At 70.4% G+C, this 17585-nt stretch carries 18 protein-coding genes; 6 read left to right on the forward strand and 12 right to left on the reverse strand.

All coding sequences use genetic code 11. The features are described 5' to 3' along the window. Positions 1 to 291 precede the first annotated feature (291 nt). Positions 292 to 2586 (reverse strand): NADP-dependent malic enzyme, encoded by a 2295-nt coding sequence (locus LPC04_RS18345; protein WP_275683711.1) that lies wholly within the window; start codon positions 2584 to 2586, stop codon positions 292 to 294. 230 nt (positions 2587 to 2816) lie between these two features. Between LPC04_RS18345 and thiL the strand changes: the two genes are divergently transcribed. Genes thiL through LPC04_RS18365 form a run of 4 tightly spaced genes read left to right on the forward strand, consistent with a single transcriptional unit; the run spans position 2817 to position 5833 of the window. Next, entirely contained in the window at positions 2817 to 3779 is a 963-nt protein-coding gene (thiL, locus tag LPC04_RS18350) for a thiamine-phosphate kinase (protein WP_275683712.1), read from the forward strand. Positions 3780 to 3783: 4 nt separating this feature from the next. Then, positions 3784 to 4350 carry a phosphatidylglycerophosphatase A family protein gene (locus LPC04_RS18355; protein ID WP_338055446.1) on the forward strand — a complete coding sequence of 189 codons (567 nt, stop codon included), beginning with the start codon at positions 3784 to 3786 and terminating at the stop codon, positions 4348 to 4350. Then, the gene (locus tag LPC04_RS18360) at positions 4332 to 4889 is read left to right on the forward strand and encodes a CinA family protein (protein ID WP_275683713.1); all 558 of its coding nucleotides are present in this window, start codon (positions 4332 to 4334) and stop codon (positions 4887 to 4889) included. The genes LPC04_RS18355 and LPC04_RS18360 overlap by 19 nt, the downstream gene beginning before the upstream one ends. Next, positions 4886 to 5833: a 2-hydroxyacid dehydrogenase gene (locus LPC04_RS18365; protein ID WP_275683714.1), complete on the forward strand. Its 948-nt coding sequence runs from the start codon at positions 4886 to 4888 to the stop codon at positions 5831 to 5833. Before LPC04_RS18360 ends, LPC04_RS18365 begins: the two co-directional genes overlap by 4 nt. Before the next feature lie 7 nt (positions 5834 to 5840). On the opposite strand, the gene LPC04_RS18370 is transcribed toward LPC04_RS18365, so the two are convergent. The 5 genes from LPC04_RS18370 to leuS all read right to left on the reverse strand — a co-directional run bounded on the left by LPC04_RS18370 (position 5841) and on the right by leuS (position 11174). After that, positions 5841 to 6275 carry a hypothetical protein gene (locus tag LPC04_RS18370; protein ID WP_275683715.1) on the reverse strand — a complete coding sequence of 145 codons (435 nt, stop codon included), beginning with the start codon at positions 6273 to 6275 and terminating at the stop codon, positions 5841 to 5843. Between the two features lie 84 nt (positions 6276 to 6359). Beyond that, positions 6360 to 6782, reverse strand: coding sequence for a DUF6970 domain-containing protein (locus tag LPC04_RS18375; protein ID WP_275683716.1), 423 nt, complete (start codon positions 6780 to 6782; stop codon positions 6360 to 6362). 45 nt (positions 6783 to 6827) lie between these two features. Next, on the reverse strand, positions 6828 to 7904 hold the full coding sequence (gene holA / locus LPC04_RS18380; RefSeq protein ID WP_275683717.1) for a DNA polymerase III subunit delta: 1077 nt from the start codon (positions 7902 to 7904) through the stop codon (positions 6828 to 6830). Positions 7905 to 7914: 10 nt separating this feature from the next. Further along, the gene (locus LPC04_RS18385) at positions 7915 to 8526 is read right to left on the reverse strand and encodes an LPS-assembly lipoprotein LptE (protein WP_275683718.1); all 612 of its coding nucleotides are present in this window, start codon (positions 8524 to 8526) and stop codon (positions 7915 to 7917) included. A gap of 2 nt (positions 8527 to 8528) precedes the next feature. Next, on the reverse strand, positions 8529 to 11174 hold the full coding sequence (gene leuS, locus LPC04_RS18390; RefSeq protein ID WP_275683719.1) for a leucine--tRNA ligase: 2646 nt from the start codon (positions 11172 to 11174) through the stop codon (positions 8529 to 8531). Between the two features lie 233 nt (positions 11175 to 11407). On the opposite strand from leuS, the gene LPC04_RS18395 reads away from it, so the two are divergent. Beyond that, the gene (locus tag LPC04_RS18395) at positions 11408 to 12253 is read left to right on the forward strand and encodes a PA3715 family protein (protein ID WP_275683720.1); all 846 of its coding nucleotides are present in this window, start codon (positions 11408 to 11410) and stop codon (positions 12251 to 12253) included. Position 12254: 1 nt separating this feature from the next. Here LPC04_RS18395 and LPC04_RS18400 read toward each other — a convergent pair whose 3' ends face one another. The 5 genes from LPC04_RS18400 to LPC04_RS18420 form a co-directional block, all read right to left on the reverse strand. Continuing rightward, a complete protein-coding gene (locus LPC04_RS18400) occupies positions 12255 to 13388 on the reverse strand; it encodes a GGDEF domain-containing protein (RefSeq protein ID WP_275683721.1) in 1134 nt (377 codons plus the stop codon). Between the two features lie 127 nt (positions 13389 to 13515). Next, complete coding sequence (locus tag LPC04_RS18405; protein ID WP_275683722.1) at positions 13516 to 13932, reverse strand: ExbD/TolR family protein; 417 nt, start codon at positions 13930 to 13932, stop codon at positions 13516 to 13518. Between the two features lie 3 nt (positions 13933 to 13935). Beyond that, a complete protein-coding gene (locus tag LPC04_RS18410; protein ID WP_275683723.1) occupies positions 13936 to 14589 on the reverse strand; it encodes a MotA/TolQ/ExbB proton channel family protein in 654 nt (217 codons plus the stop codon). Further along, positions 14589 to 15386 carry a 4-hydroxy-tetrahydrodipicolinate reductase gene (gene dapB / locus LPC04_RS18415; protein WP_275683824.1) on the reverse strand — a complete coding sequence of 266 codons (798 nt, stop codon included), beginning with the start codon at positions 15384 to 15386 and terminating at the stop codon, positions 14589 to 14591. The genes LPC04_RS18410 and dapB overlap by 1 nt, the downstream gene beginning before the upstream one ends. Positions 15387 to 15409: 23 nt before the next feature. After that, complete coding sequence (locus LPC04_RS18420) at positions 15410 to 15991, reverse strand: outer membrane protein assembly factor BamE (RefSeq protein ID WP_275683724.1); 582 nt, start codon at positions 15989 to 15991, stop codon at positions 15410 to 15412. Positions 15992 to 16095: 104 nt separating this feature from the next. Here LPC04_RS18420 and fur point away from each other — a divergent pair, with 104 nt between their 5' ends. Further along, positions 16096 to 16554, forward strand: a complete 459-nt coding sequence (gene fur, locus LPC04_RS18425) for a ferric iron uptake transcriptional regulator (RefSeq protein WP_275683725.1) — start codon at positions 16096 to 16098, stop codon at positions 16552 to 16554. Here fur and hprK read toward each other — a convergent pair. Then, positions 16551 to 17504: an HPr(Ser) kinase/phosphatase gene (hprK, locus tag LPC04_RS18430; RefSeq protein WP_275683726.1), complete on the reverse strand. Its 954-nt coding sequence runs from the start codon at positions 17502 to 17504 to the stop codon at positions 16551 to 16553. The two genes, fur and hprK, sit on opposite strands and share 4 nt — an antisense overlap. Between the last annotated feature and the right edge of the window lie 81 nt (positions 17505 to 17585).

A 17585-nucleotide genomic window follows, 5' to 3' on the forward strand; every position in this document is an offset into this window, starting at 1 on the left:
CACCCTGATATGGGCTATGGGTGTGAGCGACCGCTTCCCGGATTAGCGCTTATTTCCTGGATCGCAGGCCGTTGTCGCTTCCCTGAAATTCCCTTCGGGAAGGCTTGCCCGACGCTGACTTCCGGGGCAGAAACAGCGCCTCGCGGCCGCGCGCAGCTCGACAATACCGCAATCGAAGCAGCGGAAAATGCAGCGGCCCGACATGGTTTCATGTCGTCATCGGCGCGAGCATAGCGGCTCGCGGCGTGGTCGCGAGGCTGTCCTACAACCGGCGCCCCGACGCCGCCAGCATCAACGGGCGGCGTTGGCGTCGGCCACCGTCAGCGCGGTCATGTTGATGATGCGGCGCACCGTGGTCGACGGCGTCAGCACGTGCACCGGCCGCGCCGCGCCCAGGAGCACCGGGCCGATCGCGATGCCGCCGCCGGCGGCCGTCTTCAGCAGGTTGTACGAGATGTTGGCCGCGTCGATGTTGGGCATCACCAGCAGGTTGGCCTCGCCGGTGAGCGTCGAATTGGGCATCAGTCTGGCGCGATATGCGGGGTCGAGCGCGGCGTCGCCGTGCATCTCGCCGTCCACCTCGAGCCACGGCGCCTGCTCGCGCAGCAGGGCCAGCGTGTCGCGCATCTTCTGCGCGCAGGGCTGGCTGCTGGAGCCGAAGCTGGAGTGCGACAGCAACGCGGCCTTGGGCACGATGCCCAGCCGCTTCATTTCCTCGGCGGCCATGATGGTGATCTCGGCCAGCTGCGCGGCGGTCGGGTCGACGTTGACGTGCGTGTCGACCAGGAACACCTGGCGGCCGGGCAGGATCAGCCCGTTCATCGCCGCGTAAACGTTGCAGCCCGGCCGCTTGCCGATCACCTGGTCGATGTAGAGCAGATGGTTGGCGGTCGAGCCCCAGGTGCCGCAGATCATGCCCGACACCTCGCCCTTGTGCAGCATCATCGCGCCGATCAGGGTGAGGCGGCGGCGCATCTCGATCTTGGCGAGCTGCGCGGTGACGCCCTTGCGCTCCGTCATGCGGTGGTAGGTCTGCCAGTAGTCGCGGAAGCGCTCGTCCTGCTCGGTGTTGACGACGTCGTAGTCGCGGCCTTCCTGCAGCCGCAGGCCGAACTTCTCGCAGCGCTGCGCGATGACTGCCGGGCGGCCGATCAGCACCGGGCGCGCGATGTTCTCGTCGACGATCACCTGCACCGCGCGCAGGATGCGTTCCTCCTCGCCCTCGGCGTAGGCCACGCGGCGATGCACGGCCACCTTGGCGAGCGCGAAGATCGGCTTCATCGCGGTGCCGGAGGCGTAGACGAAGGACTGCAGCTTCTCCTTGTACGCGACCATGTCGGTGATCGGCCGCGCGGCGACGCCCGAGTCGGCCGCGGCCTGCGCCACCGCCGGCGCGATCTTCATCATCAGGCGCGGGTCGAACGGCTTCGGGATCAGGTACTCGCGGCCGAAGCTGAGATCGGCGCCGGCGTACGCGGCGGCCACGACCTCGCTCTGCTCGGCCTGCGCGAGCTCGGCGATCGCGTGCACGGCCGCCACTTCCATCGCGTCGTTGATCGTCGTGGCGCCGGAGTCGAGCGCGCCGCGGAAGATGTACGGGAAGCACAGGACGTTGTTGACCTGGTTCGGATAGTCCGACCGCCCCGTGGCCATGATCGCGTCGTCGCGCACGGCCTGCACGTCCTCCGGCGCGATCTCGGGCGTCGGGTTGGCCAGCGCGAAGATGATCGGGTTGGCGTTCATCGTCGCGACCATCGCGGGCTTGAGCACGCCGCCGGCCGACAGGCCCAGGAACACGTCGGCGCCGACCATCACCTCGGCCAGCGTGCGCAGCGGCGTGTCCTGCGCGAATTCGGCCTTGTCCGGATCCATCAGCTCGACGCGACCCGTGTAGACGACGCCTGCCAGGTCGGTCACCCAGATGTTCCTGCGCGGCATGCCCAGCTTGAGCAGCAGGTTCAGGCAGGCGAGCGCCGCGGCGCCGGCGCCCGACACCACCAGCTTCACCTCGCCGATGGACTTGCCGCTGACCTTCAGCCCGTTCAGCAGCGCCGAGCCGACGACGATGGCCGTGCCGTGCTGGTCGTCGTGGAAGACGGGGATCTTCATGCGCTTGCGCAGCTCGCGCTCGACGTAGAAGCAGTCGGGTGCCTTGATGTCCTCGAGGTTGATGCCGCCGAAGGTGGGCTCGAGCGCGGCGATGCAGTCGACGAGCTTGTCGAGGTCGTTCTGCGCGATCTCGAGGTCGAACACGTCGATGCCGGCGAACTTCTTGAACAGGACGCCCTTGCCTTCCATCACCGGCTTGGACGCCAGCGGCCCGATGTTGCCCAGGCCCAGCACCGCGGTGCCGTTGGACACGACGGCCACCAAGTTGCCGCGCGCGGTGTAGCGGAACGCGTTGGCCGGATCGGCGACGATCTCCTCGCAGGCCGCGGCGACGCCGGGCGAATACGCGAGCGCCAGGTCGCGCTGGTTGATCAGCTGCTTGGTCGGCGTGACCGCGATCTTGCCCGGCGTGGGGAACTCGTGGTACTCGAGCGCGGCCTGGCGCAGCTCGGCGCGCTTGTCTTCTTGAGTGGTCATCGGCGATCCTGGTGGCGACTGCGTTGTCTCGGGCCTTCTCGGCGTACGCAGAGCGGGCGGCAATTGTAGGAGGGGGTCCCTAAAGGCAGACCGAATACATGAGTGGCCCGCTGCATCGGCATCGAGGCATGCGGCAGGTGAATACTTTCTGAGGTAGGCGCGGCCGCGTCAATCGCGGGTGTCCACATGCTGAACGGGCATCTTGCGCTTCGTGGGTGAAAATAGGCTGAATGGCCGTTGGTGAATTCGATCTCATCGCAAAGTACTTCGCCCGCCCCGTGCGGCGTGCCGTCCTGGGCGGCGGCGACGACTGCGCGCTGCTGCAGCCGACGCGCGGCATGCAGTGGGCGGTGTCGACCGACGCGCTCGTCGAGGGCCGGCACTTCCTCAGCACGGTGCCGCCGGACGCGCTGGGCCACAAGTCGCTGGCGGTCAACCTGTCCGACCTGGCCGCCTGCGGCGCGAAGCCGGTGGCGTTCACGCTGTCGCTGACGCTGCCGCGCGTCGACGAGGCCTTCCTCGCCGGCTTCGCCGAGGGCCTGTATGCGCTGGCCGACGCCCACGACATCGAGCTGGTCGGCGGCGACACCACCGCCGGCCCGCTCAACATCGGCATCACCGTGATGGGCGAGGTGCCGCCGGGCCAGGCGCTGCGGCGCGGCGGCGCGAAGCCGGGCGACGAGCTGTGGGTCAGCGGCCGGCTCGGCGACGCGCGCCTCGCGCTCGAGGCCTTCCGCGGACAGGTCAGCCTGCGCGGCGAGGCCTTCGAGGACGTGCGCCGCGCGATGGAGCGCCCGCAGCCGCGCGTGGCGCTGGGCCTGGCGCTGCGCGGCATCGCGAGCGCGGCGATCGATCTCAGCGACGGCCTCGTCGGCGACCTCGGGCACGTGCTGCGCGCGAGCGCGGTCGGCGCCACGCTGCGGCTGGCCGACATCCCGCACGGCGTGCACGTCGCGGCCTGCAGCGAGGCGCAGCGCCGCACCTGCCTGCTGGCCGGCGGCGACGACTACGAACTGCTCTTTGCAGCGCCCGCGTCCGCGCACGCGCGGGTGCGTGACGCCGGCGCGCGCGCGGGCGTGCCCGTGGCCTGCATCGGCACGCTGGACGCGGAGCCCGGCCTGCGCGTCGTCGACACCCACGGCGCGCCCGTCGCCCTGACCGAGCGCGCGTTCGACCACTTCATCTCGGGCTGATCCGGTGACCGGCGAATATCCGACCTTCACCCCGCGCCGCGCCACCTGGGGCTTCATGGGCCTGCATCCGCTGCGCCTGATCGCGCTCGGCTTCGGCAGCGGCCTGTCGCCGGTCGCGCCCGGCACCGCCGGCACGCTGGCGGGCTGGGCGCTCTACCTGCTGATCGACCGCTATGCGGCGCCCACGCCCCTGGCCTGGGCCGCGATCCTCGTGGCCGGCTTCTTCGTCGGCTGGTGGGCCTGCACGCACACCGCGCGCGCGATGGCGGTCGGCGACCCGAGCGCGGTGGTGTGGGACGAGATCATCGCGTTCTGGATCATCCTGTGGGTCGCGATGCCGGTGGGCTGGTTCGGCCAGCTGATCCTGTTCGGCCTGTTCCGGCTGTTCGACGCGGTCAAGCGCGGCCCGGTCGGCTGGGCCGACGCGTTGTTCAAGCCCAAGCGCGGCGCGCTGCCCGGCTGGCCGCAGGGCTTCGGCATCATCTTCGACGACCTGGTCGCAGCGGCGTGCGTGCTGGTGGTCTGGTTCGTCGGCCTGTGGGGATGGACGACATGGCAGACGCCGCATTGATCGCGTTCGACGACTCGCTGCTCGTTCGAGTCAACACGCTGGGCGACGCGCTGCGCGCCCGCGGCTGGCGCCTGGCTACCGCGGAGAGCTGCACCGGCGGCCTGCTCGCCGGCACCTGCACCGCGCCGGCCGGCGCCAGCGACTGGTTCGCCGCCGGCCTCGTCACCTACGCCAACGACGCCAAGAGCAGCCTGCTGGGCGTGCCCGACGCGTTGATCGCCGCGCACGGCGCCGTCAGTTCGGAGGTCGCCGATGCGATGGCGCGCGGCGCGCTGGCGCATGCGGGCGTGCAGCTCGCGCTGTCGGTCACCGGCATCGCCGGACCGGGCGGCGGCAGCTCGGCCAAGCCGGTCGGCACGGTCTGGCTGGGCCTCGCGTGGATGCACGCGCGCGAGACGCAGGAAGGACTGCCCGCCGGCGGCGAGGCGCCGCTCGTCGGCAGCCGCACCGAGCGCCTGACGCTCGACGGCGATCGCGCCGCGATCCGCGCGCAGACCGTGGCGATCGCGCTGGATCGCCTGATCGCCGCGGCGTCGTGAAGATCGCCTTCGACGTCCGCCTGGAAGGCGCCGAGCGCGCCGACTGGTGGCGCGCGTTGACCGATGCCCTGCCGGACGACGACTGGCTCGATCCCGCCGTCGAAGGCACGCAGTCGGCACGCTGGCGCGAGGCCGACATCGCCGTTGTCGCCAACCCGCTGCCCGGTCGACTCGCGGGCTGCACGCAGCTGAGGCTGATCCAGTCGCTGTGGGCGGGCGTCGACCGGCTGCTGGCCGATGCGACGTTGCCGGCGTCGGTGCCGATCGCGCGCATGGTCGACCCGATGATGAACCGCGCGATGGCCGAGACCGCGGCGTGGGCGGTGCTGTCGCTGCACCGGCGCGCGTTCGATTACGCCGCGCAGCAGCGCCAGACGCAATGGCGCCCGCTGCCGCAGAAGCGTGCCGACGAGGTCGCGGTGCTGGTGCTGGGCCTCGGCCAGATGGGCCGCACCACCGCGCTGCAGCTGGCGGCGCTGGGCTATCGCGTCAGCGGCTGGAGCGCGCGGGCGCAAGACGTGGCCGGCATCGCGACCAGCGCCGGCTGGGCGGCGCTTCCTGCAGCACTCGGCGCCGCCGACGTCGTCGTCAACCTGCTGCCGCTCACCGACGACACGCGCGGCCTGTTCGACCGCACGCGCCTCGCGCAGATGCGCCAGGGCGCGGGCCTCGTGAACCTGGCGCGCGGCGCGCACGTGGTGGAAAAGGACCTGCTGGTCGCGCTGAACTCGGGACAGCTCGCGCACGCCGTGCTGGACGTGTTCGACACCGAGCCGCTGCCGTCGACGCACGTCTTCTGGTTCCATCCGCGCGTGACGCTGTGGCCGCATGCCGCGGCGCAGACCGACCTGCGCAGCGCCGCGGCCGTCGTCGCGGTCAACGTCGAGGCCGTGCGGCGCGGCGAGACGGCGGCGCACCGGGTCGATCGATCGCGCGGATACTGAACGCGCCTCACGGCGCCGACGCGGCGGACGCCTCGGCCTGCTGCCGTTGCACCGCGCGCGCCATCTCCTGGTTGAGGCGGACGAACTTGCGCACGAACTCGTCGCAGACCGCCTTGCTCGCGCCGCACAGGATGGCGGTCGAGATCATCACCTGGCCATCGCGCTCGACGAGGCTGCGCTTGGCGACCGCGGGCCAGGCCGGATCGCCCTTGGGCGCGAACGTCCACATGGCCTTCTTCGCGTCGTCGTGCGCGACAACCCAGCCCTCGTGGGTCTCGAAGCGGACAGCGGGGTCGGCCCGCAGGGCTTCGAGCGCGGCACCGGGCGAGGCGTACTCGATGGGATTGCGCGGCGACTCGGGCAACGGCGCGCGTTGGGCCAGCGAGAGCGAGGCGGCGGCTCCCAGCAAGACGGCGCAGGCGAGTCGGAGCAGAGCGGGCATGGGCGCCTCGAGCGATGACGATGCGCCACGCTAACGCACGCGCGGCGGCCCAACAACCCGAGCTTGCGAGCGGTGCCTGCGCGCTCAGCGATGCCGCCAGACCTCGCGTCGGTGCGCCACGACCGGCAGTTCCTGCAGGCACTTGCCATCCCCGCGCCCTGTGTAGCCGCCTGTGGGATAGCAGACGATCACGCCGTTGGCGTCGATCAGCGGGTCGAGCTGGTCGCAGCAGCCCGCCTGCACGTAGTAGGCGACGCCGCTGCCGTAGGCCACTTCGAAGACCGCGCGCGGCGCGGCCGGACCGGTCTGCGCGTCGTAGTCGGCCAGGCGGATGCGCAGCCAGCCGGGCAGGCCCGCGACCTCGACCCGGTTGGAAGGCGAACTGCTGGCTCGATCGGAACCGTCGGGCGGCGCGAGCGGCGCGGCCTCGCCCCTCTCGATGCGGCTGGCGCAGCCGGCGAGCGACGCGATGACGACGGGCAGCAGGAACAACAAAGGCGAGCGCATGGGGGTCTCCTCGAGGCGCCGACGCCGGGGCAATCGCCGTGCGCGTCAGGTGCGCAGCACCAGCCCGGCCTGCGCGCCCTCGGGCCTGAGCGCCTGCAGCATCATCAGCACGAGGCGGCGCAGCGCGTCCCACGGTTCGGTGGGCCACTGCGGGTGGCGCAGGCCCTTGAGCACGCCGTCGCATTCGCTCGCGGCGCTGACCAGGCGCGCGGCCATCAGGCCGCTCAGGCGCGGCAGCGCGCGCTCGAACAGGCGTTCGCGCGCGCCCCAGATGCGCGCCTCGCGCAGGGCCATCGGCAGCGGCTTGCCGTCGGCCATCGCGTCCTGGATGCGCTTCATCGCGCGGATGTCGTCCGACAGCTTGTAGTGCACGAAGACCGCGGCCTCGCCCTCGGCCTGCAGGCCGTCGAGCATGCGCAGCGCGCGCGGCACCTGCACGGCCATCACGGCGTCGCACAGGTGCTGGACGTCGTGGCGGGCGACGTCGAGCACCGCGTCCTCGACCTGCGCGAACGTGATCTCGCCGGGCGGATGGAGCAGGCCCAGCTTCTGGATCTCCTGGTGCGCGGCCAGCAGGTTGCCCTCGACGCGGTCGGCCATGAAGGCCAGCGTCGCCTCGCCGGCGGCCCCGGCCTCCACGCGCTGGCCCTGCAGCGCGAAGCGCTTGGCGAGCCAGGCGGGCAATGCGTTGCGCTCGATCACGTCGGCGGCGATGCTGACGCCCGCGCCGTCCAGCGCGCCGAACCACGCGGCCTTCTGCTGCTGCCAGTCGAGCTTGGGCAGGTGCACCAGCAGCCGGCTGTCGGGGCCGGCCTGCGCGGCCAGTTCCTGCAGCGCCTCGCTGCCGTCCTTGCCGGGCTTGCCCGAGGGGATGCGGATCTCGATCAGCTGCTGGTCGGCGAACAGGCCCATGGACTGCGACGCGCCCAGCACGCCGCTCCAGTCGAAATGCGCGCCGCTGACGACGAAGACCTTGCGCTCACTCGCCCCCGCCGCGCGCACCGCGGCGCGGATCGCGTCGGCGGCCTCCTGCGCGCGCAGCGGCTCGTCGCCGTGCACCACGTAGACATCGCGCAGGCCGCGCGCGAGATGGTCGGCGAGTTGCTCGGGGCGGACTTGCATCTGCTTGCGCTCAGCGCCCCGCGGCCTGGGACGCGGCCCATTCGACGGCCGACACGGACGACGCCGCCGACGCCGGCGCCAGCGCTGCGGCGGCCGCGTGCGCGGCCTGCGCCTGCGCCGCCGGGCCCGTGGGCTTGCCCACCGCGGCCAGCACGCGCACCAGCTGGTAGGCCATGTCGGACTGCATGTCGCGGTAGAGCGCCTTCATCTCGCTGTCCTTCGCGAGCGCGTCCTTCTCGTCGAAGGTCATGTCGCGGAAGCGCTCGATGTTGGCCGGCGGCAGCAGCTCGATGCCCTTGGGGTCGAGCACGCGGTAGCGCAGCTTGACGTGCAGCTCCAGTTCGCGCACCTGGCCGAACGCGGTCGAGGCCTCGACCGTGGTCTTCTGCGTGTCCTCGAGCGCCTCGATCATCACCTGCGATTCGAGCACCGGCGCGATGCGCGCCGTCGACGGCAGCGCACGCCGGATCTCGTCGGCCATCGTCGAGCGGTCGGCGAAGCCGGACAACGCGATCCGCTCGTAGTTCAGCGACTGCGCGATGCGGCGGTGGAAGCCGCAGGCCGCGAGCGTGGCGGCCGCGGCGACCACCAGCGCGGCAAGGGCGAGGCGACGGGGCGTCATTGTCAGACGACGATGTTGACGAGACGGCCCGGCACGACGACGACCTTCCTGGCCGGCTTGCCTTCCATCCAGCGCACCGCCTCGGGCGAGGCCACCGCGATCGCCTCGATCGCGGCCTTGTCGGCGCTGGCCGGTACGAGCACGCTGCCGCGCGTCTTGCCCAGCACCTGCAGCACCAGCTCGATCTCGTCCTGCACCAGCGCGGACTCGTCGACCGCCGGCCAGCCGGCGTCGAGCAACTGCTTGCCCGTCGCGGCGTAGCCGAGATCCGTCCACAGCCCTTGCGTGATGTGCGGGCAGGCCGGATACAGCGCGCGCAGCAGCACCGAGAAGCCCTCGCGCAGCACCGCCGCACTGCCCGCGCCGCCATCCATCGCGAAGCCCTCGAGTGCATTGAGCAGCTTCATCGCGCCCGAGACGACGGTGTTGTACTGCATGCGCTCGTAGTCGTAGGTCACCTGCTTGAGCAGCACATGCACCTCGCGGCGCAGCGCCTTCGCGGGTGCACTCAGCTCGAGCCCGGCGACGCCGTCCGCCGCGGCCTTGACGGCCTCGCCGTGCTTCACGCCGAAGGCCCACACGCGCTTGAGGAAGCGGTGCGCGCCCTCGACGCCGGAATCGTTCCACTCCAGCGTCTGCTCGGGCGGCGACGCGAACATCACGAACAGGCGCGCGGTGTCGGCGCCGTAGCGGTCGATCAGGGCCTGTGGGTCGACGCCGTTGTTCTTGGACTTCGACATCGTGGTCATCTCGTAGCTGACCGGCGTGCCGTCCTTCAGCTTCGCGCTGACCACGTTGCCGTGGGCGTCGCGTTCGATGTCGAGGTCGTGTTCCCAGTAGTAGTTCTTGCCGGCGTCCTCGGGCTTGTGGAAGAACGCGCCCTTGAGCACCATGCCTTGCGTCAGCAGGTTCTTGAAGGGCTCGCTGAACTTGACGAGCTTCAGGTCGCGCATGACCTTGGTCCAGAACCGCGCGTACAGCAGGTGCAGGATCGCGTGCTCGATGCCGCCGATGTACTGGTCCATCGGCATCCAGTAGTCGGTGCCTCCGGCGACCATCCTGTCGTCGTTGGTCGGGTCGCAATAGCGCATGAAGTACCACGACGAATCGACGAACGTGTCCATCGTGTCCGTCTCGCGCTTCGCGGGCTTGCCGCACTTCGGGCAGCCGACGTTGAGGAAGGCGGCGTGCTTGTTGAGCGGATTGCCCGAGCCGTCCGGGATCAGGTCCTCCGGCAGCACGACCGGCAGGTCCTTCTCGGGCACCGGCACCACGCCGCAGTCGTCGCAGTGGATGATGGGGATCGGCGTGCCCCAGTAGCGCTGGCGGCTGACGCCCCAGTCGCGCAGGCGCCAGGTCGTCTTCTTCTCGCCGAGGTTGGCGGCGGACAGCAGTTCGGCCACGCGCGAGACGGCCTCCTTCATGCCGAAGCCGTCGAGCGCGCCCGACTCGATGCACACGCCGCGCTGCTTGTCGCCGTACCACTCCTGCCAGGCGTCGGTGGAGAAGGTCTCGCCGTTGACGCTGACGACCTGCTTGATCTCCAGGCCGTATTTCCTGGCGAACGCGAAATCGCGCTCGTCGTGCGCGGGAACCCCCATCACCGCGCCGTCGCCGTACGACATCAGCACGTAGTTGCCGACCCACACGGGAATCTGCGCGCCGGTGAGCGGGTGGATCACCATCAGCCCGGTGGGCAGGCCTTCCTTTTCCCTGGTGGCGAGTTCGGCTTCGGTGGTGCCGCCGGCCTTGGCCGCGGCGATGAACGCGTCGAGCGCCGGATTGCCCTTGGCCGCATGCGTTGCCAGCGGATGCTCGGGCGCGACGGCGCAGAACGTGACGCCCATGATGGTGTCGGCGCGCGTCGTGAACACGTAGAGCTTGCCGTCGCCGATCAGCGCGCCGGTGTCGTCGTGGATCGTGTGGGGGAAGGCGAATCGCACGCCCTCGCTCTTGCCGATCCAGTTCTCCTGCATCAGGCGCACGCGCTCGGGCCAGCCCGAGAGGTACTCCGGATCTTCAGGGTTCGTGACGGCCGACAGCAGCTCCTCGGCGTACTTCACGATGTTGAGGTAGTAGCCCGGGATCTCGCGCTTTTCGACCGGCGCGCCCGAGCGCCAGCCGTGGCCGTCGATCACCTGCTCGTTGGCGAGCACCGTCATGTCGACCGGATCCCAGTTGACGATCTGCGTGCGGCGCTCGCAGATGCCCGCCTCCAGCATCTTCAGGAACAGCCACTGGTTCCACTTGTAGTACTTCGGGTCGCAGGTAGCGACCTCGCGCGACCAGTCGATGGCCAGGCCCATCGCCTGCATCTGCTCCTTCATGTGGGCGATGTTGTCGTACGTCCACTTGGCCGGCGGCACCTTGTTCTTGATGGCCGCGTTCTCCGCGGGCAGGCCGAAGGCGTCCCAGCCCATGGGCATCAGCACGTTCATGCCCTTCATGCGCAGCTGGCGCGCGAGCATGTCGTTGATCGTGTAGTTGCGCACGTGGCCCATGTGCAGCTTGCCGCTGGGGTAGGGCAGCATCGAGCACGCATAGAACTTCGCGCGGCTCGCGTCTTCGCTCACGCGATAGGCATCGGTGGAGCGCCAGTGGGCCTGGGCGGCGGCCTCGACCTCGGAGGGGACGTACTTTTCGTTCATGCCCCGATTGTAGGAGGGGCGGGTGGCGGCCGCCCCGCGCGGGGACGCTACATTCGCGGCTCGTCGTTGTCGAGTCGGTGTGCCCTGCGACGGGAAGGCCTGCTCGCTGGGCGCATTCGACACGGGCTGCGAAGTCCGGAGCAGATGATTCGGGCATCACGAATCGTTACCGCGCCGCCATGGACGAGCAGCGCCCCGGACGCGATGATCTGCGCCTCACGAGGAGCGAGAACATGAAGACGTTGGGACACCGGGCCATGCGCGCGGCCTGCATCGCGGTGCTGACGCTTGCCGCGGGCGCCTGCCAGGCCGCGAGCGACCACGAGCGCAACGTCGGCGCGCAGGTGGAGCAGCTGTGCGACCCGCGCTCGCTGGCCACCCTCGGCCGCTTCGTGCATGTCGACAACTTCAGGGAACCGGCCCTCGGCCAGGAGCCCGATGCGACCGCGATGGTCGCCGCATCGGCCTGCCGCGCCGCGCCGGCGCACCACGGCCGGCTCGTCGCCGCGGCCTATCGCTCGGGCCACGACAACGACCTGCTGCTGGTGATCGCGGTCATCGACGGCGCGACGGGCCAGGTCGGCTCGAACTTCAAGGCCAATCTCGACAGCGATCCTGCCGTCAAGGTCGTCTCGGGCAGCCTGTGGCTGGACACCGCGGCCTACGATCTCGCGCCGGGCGTGCGCGCGTTCGGCCTCGACATCACCAGCGGCCTGCCGCGCGGCTGCGCCGCCGGCGGCTCGGGGGCGCGGCGCAGCCTGTTCGTGAGCCAGGGCCGCTTCATCCGTCCGGTGCTGCAGGACCTGCCCATGTCGGAATGGAACCTGATCCAGCGCGGCCGCTCGGCCTGCACCGACAGCAGCGCACCCGACCTGACCATCACCGAGAACTTCGCCGCCACGCTGGCCCCGGCGCCGACGTCCACGCGCGGCTACCGCGACCTGGCCGTCACCGGCCTGGCCACGCGCGACGACGGCAGCGTCGACGAACGTCCGCCCTTCCACGCGCTACTGAAGTGGGACGGGCGCGTCTACTCGCTCGTCGAGCAGCAGCAGGCCTGGACGATCTGGAAGCAATGATTCAAACGAGCACGGCCTCGGGCGGCGCGGCCTCGACGACGCGGTTGCGCCCGCGCTCCTTGGCCTCGTAGAGTGCGCCGTCGGCCCGCTTGTAGAGCATCGGCCAGTCGTGGTCGGTGTCGACGCGGTCGGTGATGCCGATGCTGATCGTGCAGCCGATCTCCTGCCCGCCCGCGGGGATGCGCAGCGCGGCGACGGCGCTGCGCAGTCGCTCCAGCACCACCCAGGCGCCGGGCGGCTGCGTGCCCAGCATCACGAGCGCGAACTCCTCGCCGCCGATGCGCGCGAGCAGGTCGCTCTTGCGGATGTGGCGCTGCAGCGTGGCCGCCACTTCGCGCAGGACGGCGTCGCCGATGTCGTGGCCGTGCTGGTCGTTGATGCGCTTGAAGAAGTCGATGTCGAGGATGGCCAGCGACAGCGGCACGTGCATGCGGCGCGCGCGCTCCATCTCGCGCACCATGCCGGACTCGAACTCGCGCCGGTTGTGCAGCCCGGTCAGCGCGTCGGTGCTGGCCTCGCGCTGCAGCCGGCTGTGGTACGCGAAGCTCTGCGCCGCAAGCCGCTCCAGCAGTGCGACCGCGGCCCAGACGAGCGCGACGACGGTCGCGAAGTGCGCGATCTCGTAGATCACGTCGGCTTCGTGAGGATGGCGCGGCAACACCAGCGGCACGCTGATCGCGGCCAGCACGATGTTGACCAGCGAATCGCTGGCGCGCGGCAGCGCGATCACACCGAAGAACATCACGATCAGCAGGCCCGGCATCTGCAGCGGGGAGTCGGCACCGAGCGCGACCGCGATGGCGACCTGCATCCCGTAGATCGCGCAGTACATCAGCAGCGCCTGCACGCGGAACGACAGTCCGCGCACGTGGCGCACGACGGCCAGCAGCAGCAGCACGATGACGCCGCCACCGAGCCGCACGCTGGCCGCCGGGCCGAGGTGGCCGGGGTCGCGCATCTGGTCCCAGCCGACGAAGCCGGCGATCATCAGCACCGCGGCGACGACGGTCGGCACGACCAGCGGATCGCGCACCTCGCCCTGCGCCCGGCGAAAGGCGACGAGTTCCTGCTCGCTCATGGCCGGCAGCGCGAAGATCGCACGGGCACCTGCGAAGAAGGAGGCGATGGCGTTCATGGATGAGATTGCCCCAGCATGTAGCGGGCCCGCGGGTAGCCGGACCGTTGCAGGGACATCGGCCGTCGACGGCCCGTCCTGAAGCGCGACGGCGCACCGCCGCAGCATCTCCGTGAACAGCGTCGCGCTACGGCGCCGGCTGCGCGGTGAAGCCGATGTGCGTCAGCCCGGCGTCCTGCACCAGGCCGATCAGCTCGGCGACGCGACCGTAGGGCACGCTCTTGTCCGCGCTCAGCAGCACGTCGGGCTGCGGCTGGCGCGCGGCGGTCTGCCGAAGCGTGCTCACCAGGACGTCGTGCGTGACGACGGCGTCGCCGACATGCACCTTGCCGTCCGGCGTGATGGCCAGCGCGAGCGCGGCGCCGCCGTCGTTGCTGCGGGCGGCCGCCACCTTGGGCAGATCCATCTTCAGGCTGGACGTCATCAGCGGCGCGGCGATCATGAAGATCACCAGCAGCACCAGCATCACGTCGATCAGCGGCGTCATGTTGATGTCGCTCATCGGCTGCGACGTCGGGCTGCGTTCGAGGCGACCGAAGGCCATGGCTCAGCGCGCCGCGGAATCGAGCTGCATCTCGCGCAGGTCGTGCGCGAAGCCCTCGAGCTCGGCCTCGCACGCGGCCACGCGCTTGCCGAACACGTTGTAGGCCAGCACGGCCGGGATCGCGACCGCGAGGCCGGCGGCGGTGAAGATCAGCGCCTCGCCGACGGGCCCGGCGATCTTGTCGATGGTCAGGCCGTTGCCCTCGGACATCCCGGCCAGCGCGTGGAAGATGCCCCAGACGGTGCCGAACAGGCCGATGAACGGCGCGGTCGACCCGGTGGACGCCAGCACCACCTGGCCGTACTGCAGCTGCGCGAGCCCGGCGTGCAGCGCGTCGCGCAGGCGGCGCGTCAGTTGCGAGGCGAGCGCCGGCTGCGTCTCCAGCGTGCCGGCGGCCGGTTGCAGCAGGGCGGCGTCGAGCAGCGGCAGCAGCACCGCCTCGCGGTCGGTGGCGACGAGCCGGCTGCGGCCCTCGGCGACGCTCGCGGCGCTCCAGAAGGCGGCCACGCCGCGCTGGATGTCGGCGTCGGCGCGCCGCAGCAGCCAGCCCTTCCACAGGATGATGACCCAGCTGCTGACCGACATCGCCAGCAGCAGCAATCCGACGGTGCGGCTGATGAAATCGCTTTGATTCCAGAAGCCGGCCAGGCCTTCCATCAGTTCAGTCCCAGGACGTCGTTCATGTCGTACAGGCCCGGGCCGCTCTGCGCGAGAAAGCGCGCGGCTCGCAGGCTTCCCTGCGCGTACGTGGCGCGGCTGGAGCTCTTGTGGGTGATCTCGATGCGCTCGCCGATGCCGGCGAACATCACCGTGTGATCTCCGATGATGTCGCCGCCGCGCACCGTCGCGAAGCCGATCGTACTGGGATCGCGCACGCCCGTGACGCCTTCGCGTCCGAACACCGCGTTATCGGCCAGTTTGCGCCCGAGAGCCTTGGCCACGGCCTCGCCCATCGCCAGCGCGGTGCCGCTGGGCGCGTCGATCTTGTTGCGGTGGTGGGCCTCGATGATCTCGATGTCATAGCCGTGCGAGAACGCCTTGGCGGCCTGTTCGAGCAGTCGCATCACCACGTTGACGCCCACGCTCATGTTGGGCGACATGAACACCGGCGTGCGTCGCGCCGCCGCACCGATCTCGGCCTTCTGCTCGGCGCTGAAGCCGGTGGTGCCGATGACCAGCGCCACGCCGCGGTCGGCGCAGGCCGCCAGGTGGCGCAGCGTGCCCTCGGGGCGCGTGAAGTCGATCAGCACCTGGCTGGTGGCGAGCGCGGCGTCGACGTCGTCGGTGATCGCGACGCCGGTCGCGCGGCCGAGGAAGGCGCCGCAATCCTGGCCCAGCTGCGGGTTGCCGGCGACGTCGAGCGCGCCGGCGAGCGCGCAGTCGGGCGCGTCGAGCACGGCCTCGATGAGCATGCGACCCATGCGACCCGAGGCGCCCGCAATCGCGATGCGCAGGGCGGACCCGGTCGTCGGCGCGGTCACGGCGCCGCGGGTTCCAGCGGCGGGTAGGCGCGGGTGGCGCCGGGCAGCACGACGGCGGACGCGGCCGGCGCGGCGATCGCGACGGGCGGCGGCAGCGCCGCGCGCTCGGCGTCGGTCAGTTCGAGCTTGGGCGTGGAGGTCGGCAGCTTCTTGCGGCTGATCGAGGCGACGAATTCGTCCTCGGACGGCAGCACGGGCGCGTCGATCTTGAGCACCGCGTCCTTCTCGAACACCACGGCGAACGCGCGCTGCTGGTCGTCGAAGCCCTGGCGCTTGAGCGTGAAGACGTAGTCCCAGCGGTCGGCGTGGAACGGGTCGGTGATCAGCGGCGAGCCGAGGATCTCCTTGACCTGCACCTTCGTCATGCCCGGCTTGACCTGCGTGATCTGCTCCGTCGTGACGACGTTGCCCTGGATCACGTCGGGCTTGTACGGCGAGACGAAGGCGATGAAGCCCTTGAGCGACGCCGGCTCGTTGAGACCCGAGGTGACGGATTCGACTGTCGAGCACCCGCCGAGGGCGAGAACGGCCAGCAGGCCGGACAGGACGGGGAAACGGGACAAAACCAAGGTGCGCATCGACGAGGCTCGAAACCACTGCCCAAACAGGGCAAAGGCTGGATATGATTGACCGATTCTAGTCTGCCCGCGCCTCGCGAAGCAGACCTTGGCAGCCCCTTAACATGACTCACGCTGAAGAACTCAAGAGCAGCGGCCTGAAGGCCACTTTGCCGCGCATCAAGATCCTCGAGGTCTTCCAGCAGTCCGTCGACCGCCACCTGACCGCGGAAGACGTCTACAAGACCCTTCTCAACGACGGGTCGGATATCGCGCTCGCCACCGTCTACCGGGTGCTGATGCAGTTCGAGCAAGCCGGAATTCTCGCACGCAGCCATTTCGAGTCCGGCAAATCGGTGTTCGAGCTCAACGAGGGCACGCACCACGACCACCTGCTGTGCCTGACCTGCGGCCGCGTCGAGGAGTTCTTCGATCCCGAGATCGAGGCGCGCCAGCGCGAGGTGGCGGCGTCGCGCGGCTTCGCGCTGCAGGAGCATGCGTTGTCGCTGTATGCGGTGTGCAAGCGCGAGAACTGCGAGCATCGGCCGGCGCCCAAGGTCAACCCGCGCCAGCATCACGGCTAGTCGCCGCCCTTGGCCATCGCGTCCTGGTGGCGCTTGACGAACTCCTGGTAGGTGTCGATCCCGCGCAGCTGCAGGATCGTGTTGCGCACGGCGGCCTCGACCAGCACGGCCAGGTTGCGGCCGGCGTCGACGGCGATCACCACCTTGCGCACCGGGATGCCCAGGATGTCGTCGTACAGCGGCTCGTACGGCAGGCGCTCGAACTCGCGCTCCATCGTCTCCTTGCGCACCAGGTGGACGATCAGCTTGAGCCGCATCTTCCGGCGCACGGCGGTCTCGCCGAAGATGGCCTTGATGTCGAGCAGGCCGATGCCGCGCACTTCCAGCAGGTTCATCAGCAGGTCGGGGCAGCGGCCTTCGAGCGTGGACTGCGAGACGCGGTACAGATCCACCGCGTCGTCGGCCACCAGGCCGTTGCCGCGCGAGATCAGCTCGAGGCCGAGTTCGCTCTTGCCGAGGCCGGATTCGCCGGTCAGCAGCACGCCCACGCCGAGGATGTCCATGAACACGCCATGCCGCGTGGTGCGGTCGGCGAACAGCTGGCTCAGGTACGAGCGCACCAGGTCGATCACGTGGCCGGCCGAGGCCGAGGTGACGAACAGCGGGATCTCGGCGCGGTCGCACAGCGCGACGAGCTGGTCGGGCGGGCGCTGGCCGTCGGCCACGATGAGGACGGGCGGCTCGAGCGTCACGATGCGCTGGATGCGGCGCGCCTGCACCTCGGCGTCGGCGTTCTCGAGGTACGCCACCTCGCGATGGCCGACCAGCTGCACGCGGTACGGGTGGATGTAGTTCAGGTAGCCGATCAGGTCGGCCGCCGAGCGCGCCTCGCGCACCGCGGCCTCGTCGAAGCGGCGCTCCGGGTGCGCATGCCCCGCGACCCATTCCCAGCGCAAGGCCGGTTGATGTTCTTCGAACAGCGCCTCCGCGCTGATGACGCGTGGCTTCATGCGTTCTTCAGTCCGCGAAGCGTGACTTCACGTCGGCGCGCGCGCGGCCGCTCCGGAGCAAGCCGGCGAGCCCCGTGGGGG

The organism is Scleromatobacter humisilvae, from assembly GCF_023231945.1.
In the GTDB taxonomy this organism is placed as follows: Bacteria; Pseudomonadota; Gammaproteobacteria; order Burkholderiales; family Burkholderiaceae_C; genus Scleromatobacter; species Scleromatobacter humisilvae.